Annotated in this window: 27 protein-coding genes; 18 read left to right on the forward strand and 9 right to left on the reverse strand. The window is 67.4% G+C overall.

Going from position 1 to position 18,746, the window contains the following annotated elements:
* Positions 1-2 precede the first annotated feature (2 nt).
* From AC6R19_RS19835 to AC6R19_RS19910, 16 genes are all read left to right on the forward strand, one after another.
* Positions 3-365 (forward strand): hypothetical protein, encoded by a 363-nt coding sequence (locus AC6R19_RS19835; protein WP_500581604.1) that lies wholly within the window; start codon positions 3-5, stop codon positions 363-365.
* Positions 366-392: 27 nt separating this feature from the next.
* Positions 393-1,502, forward strand: a complete 1,110-nt coding sequence (locus tag AC6R19_RS19840; RefSeq protein WP_500581605.1) for a hypothetical protein — start codon at positions 393-395, stop codon at positions 1,500-1,502.
* A 15-nt stretch (positions 1,503-1,517) separates the two neighbouring features.
* Positions 1,518-2,147, forward strand: coding sequence for a hypothetical protein (locus tag AC6R19_RS19845; RefSeq protein WP_500581606.1), 630 nt, complete (start codon positions 1,518-1,520; stop codon positions 2,145-2,147).
* Position 2,148: 1 nt separating this feature from the next.
* Positions 2,149-2,382, forward strand: a complete 234-nt coding sequence (locus tag AC6R19_RS19850) for a hypothetical protein (protein ID WP_500581607.1) — start codon at positions 2,149-2,151, stop codon at positions 2,380-2,382.
* Positions 2,379-3,236, forward strand: coding sequence for a hypothetical protein (locus AC6R19_RS19855; RefSeq protein WP_500581608.1), 858 nt, complete (start codon positions 2,379-2,381; stop codon positions 3,234-3,236). Before AC6R19_RS19850 ends, AC6R19_RS19855 begins: the two co-directional genes overlap by 4 nt.
* A gap of 14 nt (positions 3,237-3,250) precedes the next feature.
* A complete protein-coding gene (locus AC6R19_RS19860; protein ID WP_500581609.1) occupies positions 3,251-3,799 on the forward strand; it encodes a phage tail protein I in 549 nt (182 codons plus the stop codon).
* A 78-nt stretch (positions 3,800-3,877) separates the two neighbouring features.
* Positions 3,878-5,185 (forward strand): hypothetical protein, encoded by a 1,308-nt coding sequence (locus tag AC6R19_RS19865; RefSeq protein WP_500581610.1) that lies wholly within the window; start codon positions 3,878-3,880, stop codon positions 5,183-5,185.
* 33 nt (positions 5,186-5,218) lie between these two features.
* A complete protein-coding gene (locus AC6R19_RS19870; RefSeq protein WP_500581611.1) occupies positions 5,219-5,848 on the forward strand; it encodes a hypothetical protein in 630 nt (209 codons plus the stop codon).
* A 90-nt stretch (positions 5,849-5,938) separates the two neighbouring features.
* Entirely contained in the window at positions 5,939-7,450 is a 1,512-nt protein-coding gene (locus AC6R19_RS19875; RefSeq protein ID WP_500581612.1) for a phage tail sheath subtilisin-like domain-containing protein, read from the forward strand.
* Between the two features lie 41 nt (positions 7,451-7,491).
* Positions 7,492-8,001 carry a phage major tail tube protein gene (locus tag AC6R19_RS19880; RefSeq protein ID WP_500581613.1) on the forward strand — a complete coding sequence of 170 codons (510 nt, stop codon included), beginning with the start codon at positions 7,492-7,494 and terminating at the stop codon, positions 7,999-8,001.
* A 71-nt stretch (positions 8,002-8,072) separates the two neighbouring features.
* Positions 8,073-8,345, forward strand: a complete 273-nt coding sequence (locus AC6R19_RS19885) for a phage tail assembly protein (RefSeq protein WP_500581614.1) — start codon at positions 8,073-8,075, stop codon at positions 8,343-8,345.
* Positions 8,346-8,524: 179 nt separating this feature from the next.
* A complete protein-coding gene (locus AC6R19_RS19890) occupies positions 8,525-10,249 on the forward strand; it encodes a hypothetical protein (protein WP_500581615.1) in 1,725 nt (574 codons plus the stop codon).
* Entirely contained in the window at positions 10,236-10,643 is a 408-nt protein-coding gene (locus AC6R19_RS19895) for a phage tail protein (protein WP_500581616.1), read from the forward strand. The genes AC6R19_RS19890 and AC6R19_RS19895 overlap by 14 nt, the downstream gene beginning before the upstream one ends.
* Positions 10,633-10,842, forward strand: a complete 210-nt coding sequence (locus tag AC6R19_RS19900; protein ID WP_500581617.1) for a tail protein X — start codon at positions 10,633-10,635, stop codon at positions 10,840-10,842. The genes AC6R19_RS19895 and AC6R19_RS19900 overlap by 11 nt, the downstream gene beginning before the upstream one ends.
* 13 nt (positions 10,843-10,855) lie before the next feature.
* The gene (locus tag AC6R19_RS19905; RefSeq protein ID WP_500581618.1) at positions 10,856-11,830 is read left to right on the forward strand and encodes a contractile injection system protein, VgrG/Pvc8 family; all 975 of its coding nucleotides are present in this window, start codon (positions 10,856-10,858) and stop codon (positions 11,828-11,830) included.
* Positions 11,831-11,849: 19 nt separating this feature from the next.
* Positions 11,850-12,632 carry a DNA-methyltransferase gene (locus AC6R19_RS19910; RefSeq protein ID WP_500581619.1) on the forward strand — a complete coding sequence of 261 codons (783 nt, stop codon included), beginning with the start codon at positions 11,850-11,852 and terminating at the stop codon, positions 12,630-12,632.
* Between the two features lie 35 nt (positions 12,633-12,667).
* On the opposite strand, the gene AC6R19_RS19915 is transcribed toward AC6R19_RS19910, so the two are convergent.
* The 8 genes from AC6R19_RS19915 to AC6R19_RS19950 form a co-directional block, all read right to left on the reverse strand.
* Entirely contained in the window at positions 12,668-12,946 is a 279-nt protein-coding gene (locus AC6R19_RS19915; protein WP_500581620.1) for an SH3 domain-containing protein, read from the reverse strand.
* 223 nt (positions 12,947-13,169) lie between these two features.
* Entirely contained in the window at positions 13,170-13,553 is a 384-nt protein-coding gene (locus AC6R19_RS19920) for a helix-turn-helix domain-containing protein (RefSeq protein ID WP_500581621.1), read from the reverse strand.
* A 116-nt stretch (positions 13,554-13,669) separates the two neighbouring features.
* Positions 13,670-14,050, reverse strand: a complete 381-nt coding sequence (locus tag AC6R19_RS19925; protein ID WP_500581622.1) for a type II toxin-antitoxin system RelE/ParE family toxin — start codon at positions 14,048-14,050, stop codon at positions 13,670-13,672.
* 108 nt (positions 14,051-14,158) lie between these two features.
* Positions 14,159-14,467: a hypothetical protein gene (locus tag AC6R19_RS19930; protein ID WP_500581623.1), complete on the reverse strand. Its 309-nt coding sequence runs from the start codon at positions 14,465-14,467 to the stop codon at positions 14,159-14,161.
* Between the two features lie 2 nt (positions 14,468-14,469).
* Positions 14,470-14,811, reverse strand: a complete 342-nt coding sequence (locus AC6R19_RS19935; protein ID WP_500581624.1) for a hypothetical protein — start codon at positions 14,809-14,811, stop codon at positions 14,470-14,472.
* Entirely contained in the window at positions 14,811-15,254 is a 444-nt protein-coding gene (locus AC6R19_RS19940) for a hypothetical protein (RefSeq protein WP_500581625.1), read from the reverse strand. The genes AC6R19_RS19935 and AC6R19_RS19940 overlap by 1 nt, the downstream gene beginning before the upstream one ends.
* Positions 15,254-15,940, reverse strand: a complete 687-nt coding sequence (locus AC6R19_RS19945; protein WP_500581626.1) for an AAA family ATPase — start codon at positions 15,938-15,940, stop codon at positions 15,254-15,256. Before AC6R19_RS19945 ends, AC6R19_RS19940 begins: the two co-directional genes overlap by 1 nt.
* Positions 15,941-16,709: 769 nt before the next feature.
* A complete protein-coding gene (locus tag AC6R19_RS19950; RefSeq protein WP_500581627.1) occupies positions 16,710-16,985 on the reverse strand; it encodes a hypothetical protein in 276 nt (91 codons plus the stop codon).
* 147 nt (positions 16,986-17,132) lie between these two features.
* Between AC6R19_RS19950 and AC6R19_RS19955 the strand changes: the two genes are divergently transcribed.
* Together AC6R19_RS19955 and AC6R19_RS19960 are read left to right on the forward strand one after the other, a co-directional pair.
* A complete protein-coding gene (locus AC6R19_RS19955; RefSeq protein WP_500581628.1) occupies positions 17,133-17,522 on the forward strand; it encodes a helix-turn-helix domain-containing protein in 390 nt (129 codons plus the stop codon).
* Entirely contained in the window at positions 17,506-17,973 is a 468-nt protein-coding gene (locus AC6R19_RS19960) for a helix-turn-helix domain-containing protein (protein WP_500581629.1), read from the forward strand. Before AC6R19_RS19955 ends, AC6R19_RS19960 begins: the two co-directional genes overlap by 17 nt.
* Here AC6R19_RS19960 and AC6R19_RS19965 read toward each other — a convergent pair.
* Positions 17,970-18,476 (reverse strand): hypothetical protein, encoded by a 507-nt coding sequence (locus tag AC6R19_RS19965; RefSeq protein ID WP_500581630.1) that lies wholly within the window; start codon positions 18,474-18,476, stop codon positions 17,970-17,972. The two genes, AC6R19_RS19960 and AC6R19_RS19965, sit on opposite strands and share 4 nt — an antisense overlap.
* Positions 18,477-18,746 lie beyond the last annotated feature (270 nt).

The following is an 18,746-nucleotide window of genomic DNA, read 5'->3' on the forward strand; positions in this document are numbered from 1 at the left end:
CCGTGTACGCATCGCAATACGACATAGCCCTGGAGCAGGGCGCCGGCTACGGCCTGCTGATCACCGTGGAGGCCCCGCCGGGCACGGCCCGCGACCTCACCGGCTACACCGCGCGCCTGCAGGTGCGCGACAGCCACGACGACAAGCGCCTGCTGCTGTCCCTGGACGACGTGGAAGGGCTCAAGCTTGGTGGCGACGCCGGCACCCCGACCAACGGCCAGATCAAGGTGGAAATCCCCGGGCTGGTCACTGCCGGCTTTACCTGGCAGTCCGCCCTTTACGACCTGTTCCTGAACCCCGGCACCGACAGCGCCGAGCGCCTGATTTACGGCACCATCACGGTGGCGCCCCGCGTAACCGTTTGACCTGCGCCTGTTCACCGAGAGGACCCCATGACCGAGATCACCCAACAGCTGGTAATCAGCCAGACCGGCGTGGCCGGCCCCGCCGGACCCACCGGCCCCCAGGGCGCCACCATCCACTGGGGCAGCGGCGTACCCGCCGCCGGCCTCGGCAACGACGGCGACCAGTACCTGGACTACGACAGCGCCGACCTCTACGGCAAGGACCAGGGCAGTTGGTCCCTGCTGCGCAACCTGCGCGGCCCCCAGGGCGTGAAGGGCGACAAAGGCGACCAGGGCATACAGGGGATTCAGGGCATACAGGGCGAGCAGGGCCTGGGCATCCACGCCGGCAACGGCGCCCCCGCCGCCGGCCTGGGCCGCGACGGCGAGCTGTACCTGGAACTGGACAGCCCCAACAAGAACCTGTACGAAAAGGCCGCCGGGGCCTGGAGTCTCAAGGCCACCATGGCCGGCCCCAAGGGCGACACCGGGCGGGGTATTTCCTCCATGCAGGTGCTGGCCGACGGCACCCTGCGGGTGACCTACACCGACGCGACCACCGAGGACGCCGGGCCCTTTCCGGTGGAGGGGCTGGGGAGGTTTGTTGCGTATATCCCTCATTCAGGAGCGGGAGGGGACAATTACTGGGCAAAAGTGGCAACGATCACTTGCTCAGCTAGTCAAGCTGCGGACGCTTGTTTTGTGTTGGCTATAGCTACGGGTGATCAATCGCAGCACGGGGCTGTTGTTGTCACGATCAAAGTGCGGGAGGGAATTGACCCAGATACCCTGGCTGGGCACTCCGGTGTGTATATCGGGATGAATCACGGAAGTATTTTCCCTGACGATGGCTTTAAGCTGGTATCGGCTGGCTTTGGGCAGCCCAAGGAGTTGTGGGTAAAGAAAACCGCCACCTACACGGGACTTAGGGTGTTTGAACTGGCGATAAAGGTAACGCAGTCCTCTATCACCTACCACGACGGCGCTACCTGGCAAGCCACCGAACCCAGCGCCGCCTACGTCAAGCAGTCCGCCGGCCTGGTCTACGGCGACAACCTGCCGGTGCTGCACAAGGGCAACCACGACCACGGCCAGATCACTGTCAGCGACCTGCAGCCCAGCGGCGGCGCCGATGGCGATATCTGGATTGTGGTCTAACCGGGAGCCACGCACATGGCCGACTTCAAGGTAAAGCACGGCGGTGCCTGGCAGTCGCCGGCGCTGGACGGCATCAAGGTGCATTTCGGCGGCAGCTGGCAGCAGGCCAAGGAGCTGTGGATCCGCGAGGCCGGCGCCTGGGTCAAGGCCTGGGTGTACACCTTCAACACGGTGTTCAACACCAGCCACCTGACCGCCACCAGCGCCAGCACCGCCACCAGCTACACGACCAGCTACACGACCAGCTACAGCACCAGCTACACCACCAGCTGGGGCACGGCGGCGGGCACCAGCAAGAGCACAACCACCAGTTACACGACGACCTACACCACCAGTTGGAGCACCAGCAGAAGCACCAGCCGGACCACCTCGCGAAGCACAAACAACAACCTGCAGACGTTCGAGCCGACGAACTGGACGACAAGCTGGACCACCACCTACACCACCAGCTGGAACACCGGCCAAACGACCAGCAAAACAACGAGCAAGAGCACCACCACCAGCTGGAACACCACCAAGACCACCAGCCGGGCGACGAGCAAGACCACCAGCCACGGCACCAGCCACGTTACCAGTCACAACACCGTCACCGGCTGGAACACCACCACCACCTACAGCACCAACCGCAACACCACCTGGAGCTGATATGAGCGACGAACCACAAGCGGCCGCCCCCGGGCAGGCCGAGGCCGCGCTGCGCGCGCGCATCGAGGAGCTGGAATCCCAGCTGTCCGCCCACGGCGATACCCTGGCAACCCTGTGCCGCGACCTGCAGGATGCCCAGCAGGAGCTGCTGGAGCACTTCGCCGGCAGCCTGCAACAGCGGGTGGCGGCCATGGTGCGCGAGCAGCTGGCGGGCGGGGCAGGGGGTGAGGCGTGAGCGTGGAGGAGCTGCCCTGGAACCCCGCCGTGCGCATCCGCCGCACCGGCTATGTGCAGTGGTCCGGGCAGACCGCGCGCGCCTGCGTGCCGCTGCTGCAGTTCGTGCGCGACACCGCCGCCGAGCTGGGCCTCACCCTGACCTACGACGTGCGCTACAACGGCGCCCCCGGCGAACTGGTGTATACCGAGTGCCTGGCCGCCCTCGGTGGGGTGATCGTCACCCCGGCGGACCTGGGCGAGAGCCGCCGCCGCTACCAGCTGGCGGACGGCATGGCCCCGGGGCGCGTGCAGTTGGCCGACTTCGGCGAGCTGCTGCAGCAGGCGGCGGACAAGTACGCCCTGCGCCACTACCCGGCGGAGCTGCCGGACAAGGTGGTTTTCCTGCCCGGCAGCAACCTGCTGCAGGCGGAGGCGGTGGACCTGGACCGCCTGCGCGCGGCCGTGGCCGCCGGCGCCTGGATCAAGCCGCACCCGATGACCAGCCGCAAGTACCGCGACATTCTCGCCCGCAGCTGGCCCGATCGCCTGGTGCCGCGTATCTACTCCGGCATGGCCTGCCTGCGCGCCGCGTCCGAAGTGTGGACCACCGGCGCCAGCGAGCTGGGCCTGTACGGCCTGCTGGCGGGCAAGCGCCTGCACGATATCGGCAGTGGCCAGCCGGCCGGCGGCTACTTCGACCTGTGGCAGTACCTGCAGACGGCGCCGGCCTCGGCGTCCACCCGCCTGCTGCGGCTGCTGAACTGCCCGGAACGCTCCGGGGTATTCATTCCCAACTCGTTCTTTGACGTGCGCGAGCGGGTGCGCGACTACCTCGCCTGGCACAAGGCCAGCAGCGAGGCCCGCGCCACCTGACGCCCGGGGGCCCCATGACCGAATCCCTGCTACCACCCAACGCCACCGAGCTGGAACAGGCGGTGGAGAAGGCCATCGCCAGCCGCCTGGACGCCGTGCCGGTGAACATCACCGACCTGGCCAACCCGGACAAGTGCCCGGCGGCCTTCCTGCCGTTCCTAGCCTGGCAGCGCAGCGTGGACACCTGGAAGGACGACTGGCCCGAGGCCACCAAGCGCGCGGTGATCCGCGCCAGCTTCACCACCCACACCACCAAGGGTACCCGCGCCGCGGTGGAGACGGCGGTGGCCGCCTTCGGCGGCGACGTGGCCATCGTCGAGTGGTTCCAGCGATCGCCGGCCGGCGCGCCCTACACCTTCGAGCTGGTGCTCAACGCCGTGGACCAGGAAGGCCAGCCGGTGGGGGCCGAGTTCCAGCAGGACATCCTCGCCGCGGTGAACCAGGTAAAACCCCTGCGCGCCCACTTCGTCATGAACCTGGGCACCCAGGCCGGCGCCACCAGCGTTACCACCGGCGTGGCCCGCTCCGCAGTGTTCAAGCGCCTGGTCTTCGCCGCCGCCTGATCCGCCAACCCCTAACAATCGCCGCAGATCATTTTCGCCTGACGAAAATGACGCGCGCCCGTGCATGGAGTAAACCCCGTGACCCTAGCGCTAGTGCTAACCGATGCCGGCCAGCAGGCCATTGTGGACGAGGGCAACGCCGGCACCCTGCCGGTCACCCTGGCCGAGATCGCCCTAGGCTCCGGGCAGTGGAGCCCGGACGCCAGCGCCACCGCCCTGGCCGGCGAGTTCAAGCGCCTGCCGAGCATTTCCGGCGGTGTGGTGGTGGCCGACAACATGCTGCACATCACCCTGCGCGACGAGAGCGGCGACGCCTACGACGTGCACGAGTTCGGCGTCTTCACCGACACCGGGGTGCTGTTCGCCATCTACTCGGTGGGGGCGGGCGGCGATCCGGTGGCCAGCAAGGCCGCCGACTCCACCTACCTGCTGTCGCTGGATATCAAGCTCGCCGGCGGCCAGGCCGAGAACATCACCGTCGGCGACACCGGCTTCAGCAACCCGCCGGCCACCACCGCCCAGGCCGGGGTGCTGCCGTTGGCCACCCAGGACGAGGTGAACACCGGCGAGGAACCGGCCAAGGCGGTGACGCCCAAAACCCTAGCGGCGCGCCTGCAGTCCTTCGCCGCCGCCAACCACGGCCACGGCTACGCCAGCGCCAGCGCCGACGGATTTATCCGCCTGGCCAGCCAGACGGCGGTGGACGAGGGCGAGAGCACCACCCTGGCGGTGACGCCCAAGACGCTGCAGAAGAAGATCGACGACAACCGCACCCCCGCCGCCAGCACCACCACGGCGGGCAAGGCGGAAATCGCCACCCAGACGGAAACCGACGCCGGCACCGACGACGTGCGCATCGTCACGCCCAAGAAGCTGGCGGCCTATGTCGACAAGCAGTTCCCCAAGCCCCTTATCTTCATCTGGGGCGGCACCATTGCCGAGATACCCACCAACTACAAGCTGTGCAACGGCGCCAGCGGCACCCGCGACCTGCGCAACCGCTTCGTGCTCGGCGCTGGCGGCAACTACGGGGTGGGCGCCACCGGCGGGGCCACCTCGGCCACCACCAGCAACAACGGCGCCCACAGCCACGGCATCACCGTCAACAACCACACGCTGACCACCAGCCAGATGCCCAGCCACCGCCACCACCACGACCTGGGCCAGTACGACGGCCCCCTGGGGCAGGGCACACCGCAACAGCACTGGATACTGCGCGGCTACGACAGCGGCCACTACGACAACGCGCTCAACACCTACACCCGCTACACCGGCGGCGGCGGCGCGCACAACCACACCGCCAGCGCCGACAGCGCCGGCGGCCACACCCACACGGTGGCGATACTGCCGCCTTACTACGCGCTGGCGTTTATCCAGCGCGTCTAACCCCGAAACCCAAGACCCCACGCGAGGCAACCCATGCAACTGACCATCATGGTCCCCGACCAACTGGTTACCGTGGACGGCAACAGCCTGCAGATGGACCTGGCCGGCTACCCGGAGCTGGACGGCGTGCACGCCGTGCAGTTTGCCGGCACCAGCGGCGAAATTGAGTGGACCGACCGGCAGCGGCCCAACGACACCATCCTCACCCTCGACCAGTTCCAGGCCGTCATCGACGACCACGCGGCCCAGTGGGCGGCGGCGCAGGTGGACACCCGCACCGAGGACGAGCGCCGCGCGGCCGCGCGCAACGCCATAGACAACGCCGCTGGCCTGGCGCGGGCGCGCATCGCCAGCGTGGGCCAGTTCATCGAGGAGGAATACCGGCGCGTCTACGACGAGGCGCTGGCCCACGAGGCCGCCGGCTTCCCTGACCCGGCGCCGCCGAGCCTGCAGACCCACATGGACATCTACGGCCAGACCGCCGCCGAGGCGGTGGCGGAGATCAAGGCCCGCGCGGTGGCCTGGTACCAGGCCCTGGACCAGATTCGCGACCTGCGCCTGCGCGGCAAGGCGGCGGTTGACGCGCTGGCGGACGGCAGCGACTACGCCGCCCAGGCGCAGCAGACCATCGACGCCATCAACGCCCTGGCGCTGCCCAGCTGAACCGCGGACAGCCCCGGATCCTGAGCCCGGACACTGCCGGGCTTTCCCTTTCCCCTGCAATCAATCGGTTTCAATCAACAGGAGCCCCCCATGAGCACAAACATTCTGCACGGCGTGCAGGTGACCCACAGCGACGCCGGCGCGCGGGATATCAACCTGGTCAAGCTGGGCGTGATCGGCATAGTGGGTACCGCCCCCAACGCCGCCCCCGCCATCGCCGCCACCCTGACCACCGGCACCAGCGAGGCCAACACCGAACTGGTATTCACCGCCGCCGAGGCCGGTGTCGCCGGCAACGCCATCAGCGTGGAATTTGTGGACCCGGCGGCCGTCAACGCGGTCCTGTCCATCAGCGTGAGTGGCAAGGCGGTGACCGTCTCGCTGGCCACCGACGCCACCGGCGCCATTGTCAGCACCGCCGACGAGGTGCGCACGGCCCTGGCCGCCAATGGCGAGGTGGCGCCCCTGCTGTCGGTGGCGAACGGCAGCGGCAGCGACGGCACCGGCGTACTGTCGCCGCAGCCGACGGTGAAGCTGTCCGGCGGCGCCGACGAGCCCTTCCCGCTCGACACCCCGGTACTGGTGGCAGGCTCCGCCCTGCAGGCCTCCAACCTGGACACCGCCGGCACCGGCGCCGGCACCCTGCCGGGTGCCATGGACAGCATCTTCGACCAGGCCGGCGCCCTGGTGGTGGTGGTGCGGGTGGCCGAGGGGCCGGACGAGGGCACCACAAAAACCAACGTGATCGGCGGCGAGAATGCCGGCCAGTACACCGGCCTGCACGCCCTGCGCGGCGCCGAGAGCGCGGTGGGCGAGCGTCCGCGCATCGTCATCGCCCCCGGCTTCTCCTCCGACGCGGCCACCGCCTCGGAAATGCTGGTGGTGGCGGACAAGCTCAAGGCGATTGCCTACGTGGACGGCCCGGACACCGACGACGCCGCGGTCAAGGCCTTCCGCGCCAACTTCGGCAGCAAGCGCCTGCAGGTGTTCGACCCCTCGGTGCAGAAGTACGACACCGCCAGCGGCACCAACAAGGCCGCGCCGCTGTCCGCCATCGCCGCCGGCATCCGCGCGCGGCGCGACAGCGAGGTGGGCTTCTGGGCCTCCATCTCCAACCAGGAGATCGCCGGCATCGTCGGCAGCACCCGCCCGGTGGACTTCGTGCAGGGCGACCCCAACAGCCGCGCCAACCTTCTGAACCAGCACGAGATCACCACGGTGATCCGCCAGGGCGGTTTCCGCCTGTGGGGCAACCGCACCTGTTCCGCCGACCCCAAGTGGGCGTTTGAAACCCATGTGCGCATTGCCGACGCCATCGACGACAGCATCCAGGAAGGGGTCATGTGGGCGGTGGATCGCAACCTGAACCGCACCTTTTTCGAGGACGTGGCGGAGAGCGTGAACAACTTCCTGCGCCGGCTGACCCTGCAGGGCGCCATCCTCGGCGGCACCTGCGTGGCCGACCCGGACCTCAACAGCCCCAGCGAGCTGGCCGCCGGCCGCGTCTATTTCAACGTGGAGTACACCCCGGTGGGCCTGGCCGAGAGCATCCGCTTCCAGGTGGCCTCCACCAACCGCTACCTGGCGGACCTGGTGGCGTAACGCCGGCAACCCCAAACCCCGACTAACCGGAGACGCAGACAATGCAAGGCTTCATCTTTAAGGACATGGAACTCTTCGCCGACGGCCGCGGCTACGCCGGCCTGGCGGAGGAGTTCGAACCGCCCACCCTGAACGTGGTCACCGAGGACTACAACGGCGCCGGCCTCGGCGCCGCCATCGGCATCGACATGGGCCGGGTGGAGAAGCTGGTGGCCAGCTGGACCCTGGCCGGCTACCACGCCGAAACCCTCAAGCTGTGGGGCCTCACCGGCCAGAACGGCACCAGCCTGACCCTGCGCGCCGCCGCGCAGAGCGAGGCGGACGGCAGTGTGGTGCCGGTGGTGATCAAGATGCGCGCGCTTGTACGCACCTACGAGGCCGGCACACACAAGCCCGGCGAGATGAACAAACAGAAGTACACCGCCGAGCTGCGCTACTACTCGGTGACCGTGGACGGTGACACCACCATCGAGATAGACGTGCTCAACGGCAAGCGCGTGATTGACGGCGTGGACCAGACCGAGGCCATCCGCAAGGCTATCGGCCGCTAAACCCAACCCAGACAACAACCTCAGGCCCGCCGGCGCCCAGCGCCCGCGGGCCTTTCTTGTGAGTGCCAACAATGAGCAGCGAAACCATTGAACTGAGATACCCGGTCGAGCACAACGGCGCGGAGATTACCGAGCTGACCATGCGCCGCCCGCGGGTGCAGGACCTGCTGGCCATCGAGCGCCGGGACAGCCAGGACCAGCGCAAGCGGGTGCAGCGCTCCGACCTGGAGAAGGCCATCGAGGCCTACGCCAACCTGTGCGAGGTGTCCCCCAAGGTCATCGAGCAGCTGGACGCCGCCGACTTCAAGCAACTGGACAAGGTGTACGAGGATTTTTTGTCCTGAGTGCGGCCGCCTGCCGGCGGCTGGTCATCACCCTGGCCAGCTGGACCGGCTGGAGCCATGCCGAGCTGACGGCCATGACCTGCGAGGAGCTGACCGCCTGGGCGGGGCATCTGCCCAGGGAAGAGCCGCCGCCGCGCGCCCTCTGACCCTTCCCCTTACCCAACCCCGGATCCGCAACCATGAGCAAGTTCTCCCTGCTGGTAAGCCTGGGCGGCGCCCTGGCGCCCGGCTTCGGCAACAGCTTCAAGAAAGGCCAGGCCATCCAGCGCCGTTTCGGCGAGGCCGTGCGCAAGACCGACCGCGCCATGGCCGCCGCCAGGGGGCTGCAGAAGCAGCGCGACGCGCTCAAGCGGCTGGAACGGCGCTACGAGGCCAGCGCCTACAAGGGCAAGCGCACCCGGGCGGTGGTGGAGAAGGCCCGCCGTGAATACTGGAAGGCGGCCAGGGCCGCGGACCAGTACGGCATCAGCGTGGCCAACGTGGACCGCAAGCTGGCGCGGCTGGAGCGGCGCAACCGGGGCCTCAAGACCCTGGGCAAGCTCCCGGGCATGGCCGGCGCCGCCGTCTCCGGCGTCAAGCGCCTGGGCCTAGCGGCCTCTATCGCCACCGGCGGCATGTTCGGCCTGGTCAAAACCACCGCCGACGCCGGCGACCAGGCCATCAAGACCGCCGACAAGCTGGGTTTCAGTGTCGAGGGGCTGCAGCGCTACCGCTACGCGGCGGAGCGCTCCAAGGTGTCGGTGCAGCAGTTCGACACCGCCGCCCAGCGTATGGTGCGCCGCATCGCCGAGGCCGCCCAGGGCACCGGCGAGGCCATCAAGGCCATCGACGAGCTGGGCCTGGACGCCCAGTGGCTGGCGCAGCTGGCCCCCGAGGAGCAGTTCAAGATTATTGCCGACGCCCTGGACGGCCTGGCCAGCCAGGGCGACCGCGTGCGGCTGGCCATGAAGTTCTTCGACTCCGAGGGCGTGGGCCTGGTCAACATGCTGCGCGGCGGCCGCAAGGAACTGGAGGGGCTGTTGGCCCAGGCGGATGCCACCGGCAACGTGCTGAACCGCGAGCAGCTGGAACTGGCTACCCGGTTCACCGACGCCTGGACCGACACCCTGACCACCTTCAAGGGCCTGAAAAACACCATAGCCACCGACCTGATGCCGGCGTTTACCGCCATGCTGCAGCGCATCACCCAGTGGATGCAGGACCCGCAGGCGCGCGAGCAGACGCTGGAGTTTGCCCGCGGCATGATCGACGCCGGCAAGGGCATCGGCACCCTGGCCCTGTACCTGGGCAAGTTCGGCGCCGCCCTGCCCAAGCTGATCGGCGGATTCAAAGTGTTTGGCACCGTGGTGGCTTCGGTCATTGGCGTCGCGCTGCTGCCGTTTATCAGCCTGCTGTCGATTCCCGGCGCCATAGTGGTGGGCATCGCCACCGCCGTGGGCCTGCTGTGGGCCAACTGGGACAAGGTGGTGGGCGCCGTGCGGCGCTTCGGCGCCTGGCTGGCGGAGATCAAGGAACGCACGCTGGGCAAGCTGTGGGACAAGCTGCCGGAGGGGGCGCGGGCAGCGCTGACCAAGGTCAAGGACCTGGCCTTCAAGATACTGGCGAACTCGCCCCTGGGGCTGATGTTCCGCGGCGCCGCCTGGGCCGGCCGCACCCTGGGCCGGGCCATCTTTGGCAGGGAGGAGGCGCCGGCCAATCCCGACCAGGGCCCCAGCCTGCAGGGCGTGCGCCCGCGGGGCGGCGGCAGTGTCACCGTGCAGAACTCCCTGAATGCGCCCGTCACCGTCTACCCGGCGCCGGGCATGGACGAGGAGGCGATCGGGCGCAAGGTGGGCGAGGAGATCGACAAGCGCCAGCGCCTGCAGGCGGCGGAACAGCGGGGGGCCTTGTATGACTTCAGTTAGTGAAACCATGCTCAAGCTGGGCAAGTTCCGCTTTGCCCTAGACACCCTGGCTTACCAGCAGCTGCGCCAGACCTGGCGCTTCAACTGGCAGTTGAGCCAGCGCGCTGCGGGTTATCCGCAGCCGCAGTTCACCGGCCAGGGCGGGCGCGAGCTCACCGTCAACGGCGTCATCTACCCGGCGGAGTTCGGCGACCCGAACCAGCTGCAGGCCATGGCCAGCGCCGCCGCCGAGGGCAAGCCGCTGCTGATGGTGTCCGGCACCGGCGAGGTACTGGGCTACTGGGCCATCACCGGCATCGAGCGCAGCGACGGCGACCCCTTCGCCGACGGCGTGGCCCGGCGGGTGGAGTTTTCCCTGTCCCTGACCTTCTACGGGGTGCGCTATGGCCGTTAATTACCGGACCCGCGCCGGGGACACCCTGGACGCCATCTGCAAGGAGTACTACGGGCGCGAATCCGCCGTGCCGGAGGTGCTGGAAGCCAACCCCAAGCTCGCGCAACAGCCGCCGGTGCTGCCGGCGGGGGTGCTGATCCGCCTGCCGGACCTGGCGGCCGCCGCCAGCGACGCGCAGACGGTCAACCTGTGGGACTGAGAGAGGGCCAGCCATGCAACCGCGTTTTACCCTGGCCGTGGACGGCATCGAGGGCGGCGAGCTGAACCGCCGCGCCCTGGGGCTGGTGTGGGCCGACAAGAGCGGCATCACCAGCGACACCCTGACGGTGACCCTGGACGACGCCGGCGGCCACCTGGCCATCCCCCGCAAGGGGGTGAGGCTGTCCGCCCAGCTGGGCTACGGCAGCCGCCTGGTGGCGCTGCCGGAGTTTGTCGTCGACGAGGTAGAGCTGTCCGGCCCCACCCAGCTGATGACCATCAAGGCGCGCAGTGCCAACCTGCGGGACACCTTCAAGACCTACAAGACCCGCAGCTGGGACGGCATCACCCTGGGCGCCCTGGTGGCGCAGGTCGCCGCCGAGAACGACCTGACCCCGGTGGTGGCCGACAGCCTCAAGGGGCACCAGTTCGACCACCTGGACCAGACCAACGAGAGCGACCTAAACCTGCTCACCCGCCTGGCCCTGGAGCTGCACGCCATCGCCAAGCCGGTGGGCAAGCGGCTGTTGTTCATGCCCGCCGCCCAGGCCCGTAGCGCCAGCGGGCAGAGCCTGCCGGAGATAGCGATCGACGCCGGCGACTGCGACAGCTGGCGGGTGATCCTGCCGGACCGGTCCAGCTTCACCGGCGCCGAGGCGCGCTGGCACGACCTGGCCGGCGGCGCCGAACAGCTGGCCCTGGCCGGCGACCGCAGCGGCGCCGTGGCGCGCCTGCCGCTGCTGTACCCGGGCAGGGCGGACGCTGAGGCGGCGGCGGCCGCCCGGCTGGCGTTCCTGCAGCGCCAGGGCGGCGCCGTGGAGCTGACCATCGACGGCAACCCCGACGCCCGCGCCGAGGGCCCGCTGCGCCTGTCCGGCTTCCGCGCCGGCGTCGACGGCGTCTGGACCATCGACGAGACCACCCACACCGCCGGCCGCGGCCAGCGCTACACCACCAAGATTAAAGCGGCGCCCCAGGCGGGGCGCTGATGGGATCACAGGAGTACCCATGGAAAAGCAGGTTATCGGCAACGCCACCCTCTACCGCGGCGACAGCCTGGAAATCCTCGCCGGACTGCCGGCGGACAGCATCGACGCGCTGATCACGGATCCGCCCTACAGCTCCGGCGGCCAGTTCCGCAGCGACCGCAGCCGCGCCACCCGCGAGAAGTACCAGTCGAGCGAATACGCGCACCTGTACGCCGACTTTCACGGCGACAACCGCGACCAGCGTAGCTTCCTGCTGTGGTGCCACATGTGGCTGGCCTTCGGCTATGCGGCCATGAAGGAGGGCGGCCCGGTGCGCCTGTTCAGTGACTGGCGCCAGCTGCCGGTGGTTAGCGACGCCCTGCAGACCGGCGGCTTTACCTGGCGCGGCGTGGCCGTGTGGGACAAGACCGAGGCCTCGCGCCCGACCAAGGGCCGCTTCCGCGCCCAGTGTGAATATGTGGTGTGGGGCTCCAAGGGGCAGATGCCGGCCGAGGGCGCGCCGCTGCCCGGCGTGTGGCGCCACACGGTACGCAAGGCCGACAAGCACCACATTGCCGGCAAGCCCACCGCACTGATGGGCGACGTATGCCGCATAGCACCCGCCGGCGGCGTGGTGCTGGATCCGTTCATGGGCTCCGGCACCACCGGCGTGGCGGCCCTGCAGCAGGGCAAGCGGTTTGTGGGTATCGAGATAGGCGCCGAGCAGTTCGACATTGCCTGCCGGCGCCTGGAGGAGGCGCAGGCCGGACTGTTTGCCGAGACGCCGCCTGAGCAGGGGGCGCTGCTGGCGGATGCCAGTTAAGGCCGATACCTTTTGATATCGGACATTGCGGCGGGCTAGTAGGCCACGCCGTCGGGATCGGTGGCGGCCAGTTGTTCCAGCTTCACCCAGCCATCGACACCGCCGGACTTGTCGACGCCCACCTGGGCGAAACCGTCGCGGCGGTCGAACTCCACCAGCTTGCGGCCGACGGCCACCACCAGCTTGACCTTGGCGTCGGCGCTGGGGCCTTCGCGCAGTTCTGCCTGCAGGCTTTTGACATAGTGGAACTGGCCGACCTCGGCCAGGGCGGGCGCTGCCAGCAGGCAGCAGAGAGCGGCGGCTGCGGTTTTCATGGGGGCGGGCTCCTTGTTCTGCTGTTGTGTCCAATCCGGCAAGGCCGGACCGGAAACTCTAGCACAGGGCGCACCTGTCCCGTTAATTTAACATAAGCTGTGTTATGCGCACTGGTAGGGGTGGGGGTGAAACCACAATATATAGTGGTTTTGCCCAGCTGGTCGGCCACTATATCTAGTGGCCGACCAGGGTTCGCAGATCACCGGCGACCTGCTGGCGATATCAGGTCGCCGGGACCAACTTTGGGCAGGCGGTGCCCAGCACCTCCCGCGCGGCGGGGGCGTCCCTTTCGTGATCGGACACCAGCAGGTAACGCTCGCCGTTCGGGAACGTAACGCGCAGGTCCAATTGGCCGCCCAGCCCCCGGATAAACTCGGTTAGCGTGGACAGCATCATGGCACTGGTGGCGCTGTTTTCCAGCTTGCTGATGGTGGCCTGGGTTTTCTGCAGCAGGTCGGCTATTTCTGTCTGTTTCATGCCACGGCTGCGGCGCAGCTGGGCGAGAGTGTGGGTCACGTACTCTTCCGCGAAGGCCTCATCGGCCTTGCGTACCACCTCCGGGTCGAGCTCCGCGCGCACCTGTGACCAGGGCTTTGTCTTTTTCATGGGCATTCCTTCCGTGAGCTTTTTCGGCCGCAAACCTCTGCCAGTGCGGCCGAACAACTATTGCCGTTATTTATTATTGTAGGGTACAGCTTGTGGGAGCCAAGTTTGGCCCCCGGTTATTCCCGATCGCGGCTTCGCGCGACCGGTTCGACTTCTCCCGCGATGTACTCGCGGTACAGCCGTTCGGAAAGTTCAATCATTTCTCGATAAAACCTCCTCTCATTCTGGCCTGCCTTGTCGCCGCCGCAGAGCAAGAGCCCGCAGCGCTCCGGGTCAAACACGAAGAAGATGCGCAGCACCTGGCGGCCGGCGGGGACGCGCAGTTCCTTCAGGTTTCGCAATGCGCTACCCGCTACCGTATCCACGCGAGGGCGCCCCAGGTTTGGCCCTTCGAGTTCCAGCCAACTGACCGCTTGAACGATCTTTTCCTGCGCCTTCCTTGGCAGGCTTTGCAGCCAGTCGACAAATTCGTCAGTTGTGTCAATGGTCCAAGACATGCGTCCCTCGCTCTTGTTATTGCCATCCGTTGAGACAACACAAATATAGACCGCGGTCTATATAGAGCGCAAGTTATATTTTTACAGGATGTGTAAAGGCGCCAGGCCCTAGTCGAGATAGAGCCTGTACTGCTGCCGGGAGGTGAGATCGTGCGGCCCGGTGGGCCACAGGTCGCGGGTGTCGGTTTCCTCCGCGTAGAACTCCACCAGGGGCTGGCCATCGAGGAAGTAGAGGTCGCCGCCTGGCGAGGCCTGGCAGCTGCAGCGGCCGGCCAGATCGGCCGGCTGCCAGTCGCTGCGGCCCAGGGCGCGGCTGATGGCGTCGCGCAGTATGCGATCGCGCTGGGCCGCCATGCTGTCGAACAGGTCCCGGGCCACCTGTCGGAACAGGTCCTGGTCCATCTGTGGGGTGTCCATGGTTATGCCCTCCCCTCCTCTGCCGCCAGGCGCTCGGCCAGCGGCGGCGTGTTTAGCAGGTGTTCGGCCTGTTCCTTGCTGAACAGCTTGATACGCGGCGGCGCTTCCGTGCAGTGGCAGGTGGGGGTGTACCCGCCGGGCTCCTCCTCCTTGTAGGTGACCAGACGGCACTTGGTGCAGAACCAACCGATACCCCTGCCCCAGTTCACCACGTCAAACAGCGCGTGCACGCCCTCCCCTTCCCCGTAGAAGATATCCGCGTCGAGGTCGCGCGCCTGCACCCACCAGATGTCGTCGGCGACGGCGCGCTCCGCTTCCGTGAGCTGTCGGTAGCTGCGCGCCATCAGAGGAACCCCGCCTTTTTCAGGAAGGGCGCCAGCACGTCCGCCACCACGTCCTTTTCAAAGGTTTTGACCTCCTGGCTGGCGCAGTAGATGCGCAGCGCCCGGCGCACGTCGCTGGGCAGTTCGGTGGTGAACTTCTCCCACTCCACGCCCTCGAATGCGGCGCCGTGCTTCTTCTTGCGCTTCGGCTTGGCGCGGCGCTGCGGCGCGGGTTCCGGATCCGGGGCTGCGGTGCCCTGCCCTGCCGGCGCGGGCTCCGAGGTGGGCGCCGGTGCCGGCTGCAGGGCCTCTGGCGGGGGCGCCGTGGTGGCGCCCTGCCCTGCCGTTTCGGCGGCCGGCTTCTTCTGCAGCTTGTCCATCAGGGAGTCCAGGCGCTGGTTGACCACCTCGCCGGTGGCGTCGCTGGCCGCCATGCCGCGGAGCTGTCGTTTCTTGGTCGCCATTATGCGCCCTCCCCTTCATCGCCCAGCAACAGTTCCAGCGCCTCGGTGATCACCCCGTCCATGGCCTCGGCGAATTTGCCGCCGTTGGCGTGGTCGAAGATGGTCATGCCGGCGCTGTAGCTTTCCTGGAAGCGCACGGTGTTGGGTATCTCGGTTTGCAGCACCGGTGCCCACTGTTTCAGGGCCTCGCGGGTGTCGCGGGCGATCACGCTACCCGGCACTATCTGCGACAGCACAAAGGCAGCCTTGGGCTTGCCGGTGAGCTTGGCGCGCTCGCGCACCATCTTGGCGATACCGATGCCGCTGTCGGCGTCGGCGCGGCTGGACTTGGTGGGGATCAACACCAGGTCGGAAACGATGATCGAGGAGACGGCCATATCCTCGGCCATGGCGGCGCCGTCGATGACGATGAAATCATAATCGTCCGCCAGCTGGGGGATTGAGTTTTCGAGGGTGTCGGGATCGTCCACGGCCACCGGCATGGGGCCGTCGTAGGCCTCGCCCTCTGCCTTTGCGGCGGCGATGGCCAGGGCTACCCACTTGCGCGCGGAGGTGGTGCTGTCGTCGGTGTCTACCAGCAGGGTCTTGCGGCCCATGCGGTGCAGGCGGGTGGCGAAGTGGGTGGCGGCGGTGGTTTTGCCCGGCCCCCCTTTGGGGTTCAGAAAGGAAATGACGTAAGCGGCCATGGTGGCCTCCCTGTTGTTGTTGGGTTGTTTGCCTTGGAGTGCCGGGGTTCCGGTTTCCCGCCCTGCCCGCTTTCCGGTTTGCCGCCTTTCCAGCCTGCTGGCTTTCCGGGCTGCCGGGGTCCCGCTTTGCCGGTTTGCCTGACTCCTGGCATTCCGGCTTTGCGGGTTACCCGCTTCACGGATTCCCCGTTAGCGGGGTAAGCGTTTTTCCGTGGTAGCGGGTTGCCGCCTTTCCGTTATCCCGTATTCCCGGCGTGCCGGATTTACGGACTCACGGGTTACCATTTATGCGGCTTTCTGGCTATCCGGTTAGGCGGGTTAACGGCTTTACTGATTGCCGTTGTCCCGTTTTTCCGACTCTCCGGGCAGCCGTTTTACGGGATAAGCGGGAAACCGTCAAGCCTATTTTGCGGGATTCCGTGAATCAGGTTTAACGGGATGCCATTTTTACGCCTTACCGTTATCCCCGCTCTACAGCTTCCCGCTTTCCTTCCTATCCCGTTTCCATTCTTTCCCTCTTCACTCCTTCCCATTTTTCCCGGCTTCCTCTTTCACGTCTTCCCGCATACCCGGAAACCCGGGTTTCCGGCTGTCCGTCTTCTCGGCTCTCTGTGTTGGGTGGCATAGAGGGGGCGGCCGCCAGGGGTGGCAGCCGCGATCGTATCGGTTACACTGGGTCCGCAACCTGCGGGGATGGCTCGGCTGACTCCCCTGTGACTCCGCTGGGTTGTTTGCCTTGGGAGGAGGGGCGGCACTGCCGCCCCGAATCTCACGCGCTGTCCCGGGCCGCCGCGTGGTAAATCCGCTGCAGGTCCCCGCTCTCCCGCACTTCCAGCCGCAGGCCGCGGCGCCGCATCGGGTAAATCAGCACCCGCGCGCCCCCCGGCCCCTCTACCCCCTGGACCGCAGCGACGGCCGCCGCCCGCGCCTGTTCCTCCGAGGCGCCCAGGCGCCGCGCGATCAACGCCGCAACCCGGCCCGTCACGTCAAGGCTAGCGGGGCAGGGCGCCCGCCTGGTCGAATCCGTTTCGGTACGTCTTGTCATTCTTATACCTCCGTGAGATGTGCGTCATGTGACGCGACGCCCGTCAACTATGCCCGACGTAAACCGCGCCACCAAATGCGAGCGGGTCACTGGTGATCCAGATTACTAAAATAAATCTGGCAAAATCCTGATTTGTAATGGCATGTAATGAAACGACCGGAACTCTGGGAGCGGTTGCCGGAATCCTGGCCAACTATGACCCCTGGCCAGCGCCTGGTCGCCAAGCGCAAGCTGTCCGGGCTGCACCAGCGGGAGCTGGCCGCGGCCGCCGGAATCTCCGTCGACCGCCTCGGCGCCCTGGAGCGGGACCGGGGCAAGCTGGCGCCGGCGGAGATAGTGCCCCTACTGCAGGCCTACAACCTGAGCCCGGCGCAATGGCTGTTTGGAGCGGTGCAGGCGCCGCTGTCCCCGGCGGGCGTCGCCCTGCCCATGGAAACCCGGCGGCGTATGGCGATGCTGGACGCCGACGAGCTGCGCGCCCTGGAGCGGCTGGTGTACGCCCTCACCGAGGGGCGCGACCTTGCCCCACAAGATTGAGAAGGCCGGCGATGCCGACTACTGCCGCATGCTGGCGCGGGTGGCGGCGGACCTGCGCAGGCGCGAGAAGTGGCCGAAGACCGAGGCCGCGCGGCGGCTTGGACTGAGCCACAGCAGTTACAAGCGCCTGGAGCAGGGCGCCTATATGCCGAGCGGGGCTGAATTGCGGCGCATGGCCGTGGTGTATCGGGTGGACGCCAACCTGCTGTTGCACGGTGTGGCACTGACCGGCGACGAGGCCACGCCGGCGGAGCAGGCCACCGCCACGCTGCGCCAGGTGTTCAGCCGCTACGCGGCCCTGGAGCGGCAGCAGCAGACGGCGGTGGCGCAGTTGGTGGGGGACCTGTACGAGATAGCGCGGGCGCGCGGCGGCCCGGCAGAAGAGGAGATAGCCGAGGCCCTCCGGGCCCGGCTGGAGTATGTGCTGCAGCGCCTGGAGAAGGGCGCTTAGCGTTTCTGTGCCATCTTCGACAGCACCTGCACGGCGGCCCGGGATACCAGCTCTGGGGCTATCTTGCCGCCATTCTCCCGCGCGAAGCGGTACAGGGTGCCGTAGGCCTCTGCCAGCACCTCCTCTGGCAGGGTGTCCGGGTCTACGCCGCATTCGTCCCGCAGGTAGACCACGATGGCATTCACGCACCGGCCCACCAGCATAAAATCCACCTGGTGCAGCTCTTCCTGTGCCTCACCGGCGCCCGTGGCCCAGTAGCTGCCGCTGCTGCCCAGGGCTGCGGCGATGCGGTCCTGTTCCGCCCGGTCTCGCGGCAGTATGTCCTCATTCAACCACGAGGCGGCGGTGCTGTAGCTGACACCAAAATCCTGGGCAAAGCGCGAAGTTCTGCCGCGACCCTCCGGGTAGCCTGCCTGCGTCAACAGCTGGTGCAGGCGCGCGCTTGCGCCTTCGTGTGGAGATTTTGGGGCCACGTCCTTGCCGCCTTGTCGTTTTGGTTCCATGGGCTCTGTTCTGATTGTTGAAAGTTAGATGGCGCCACCCACGCCCACAAGTGATTGCACACCCGAAGCGTCGTCGGCGCCGCCAATTTACATCTAGCCGAAAATCCTCGCATAACCTCCACGAGTCCGGCGGCATTCTAACCGCTGCCGTCGCCAGTGCAACCGCGCGCCAGGCCGCGCCGCCTCCCGGTCCCGACCTTTTCACGGGTTCCCGTTAAATCATAGTTTGAGCCCGCCAGCAACGGCTGTGCGATTACGTCCCATTACACG

This window comes from Microbulbifer sp. SE14 (assembly GCF_059834885.1).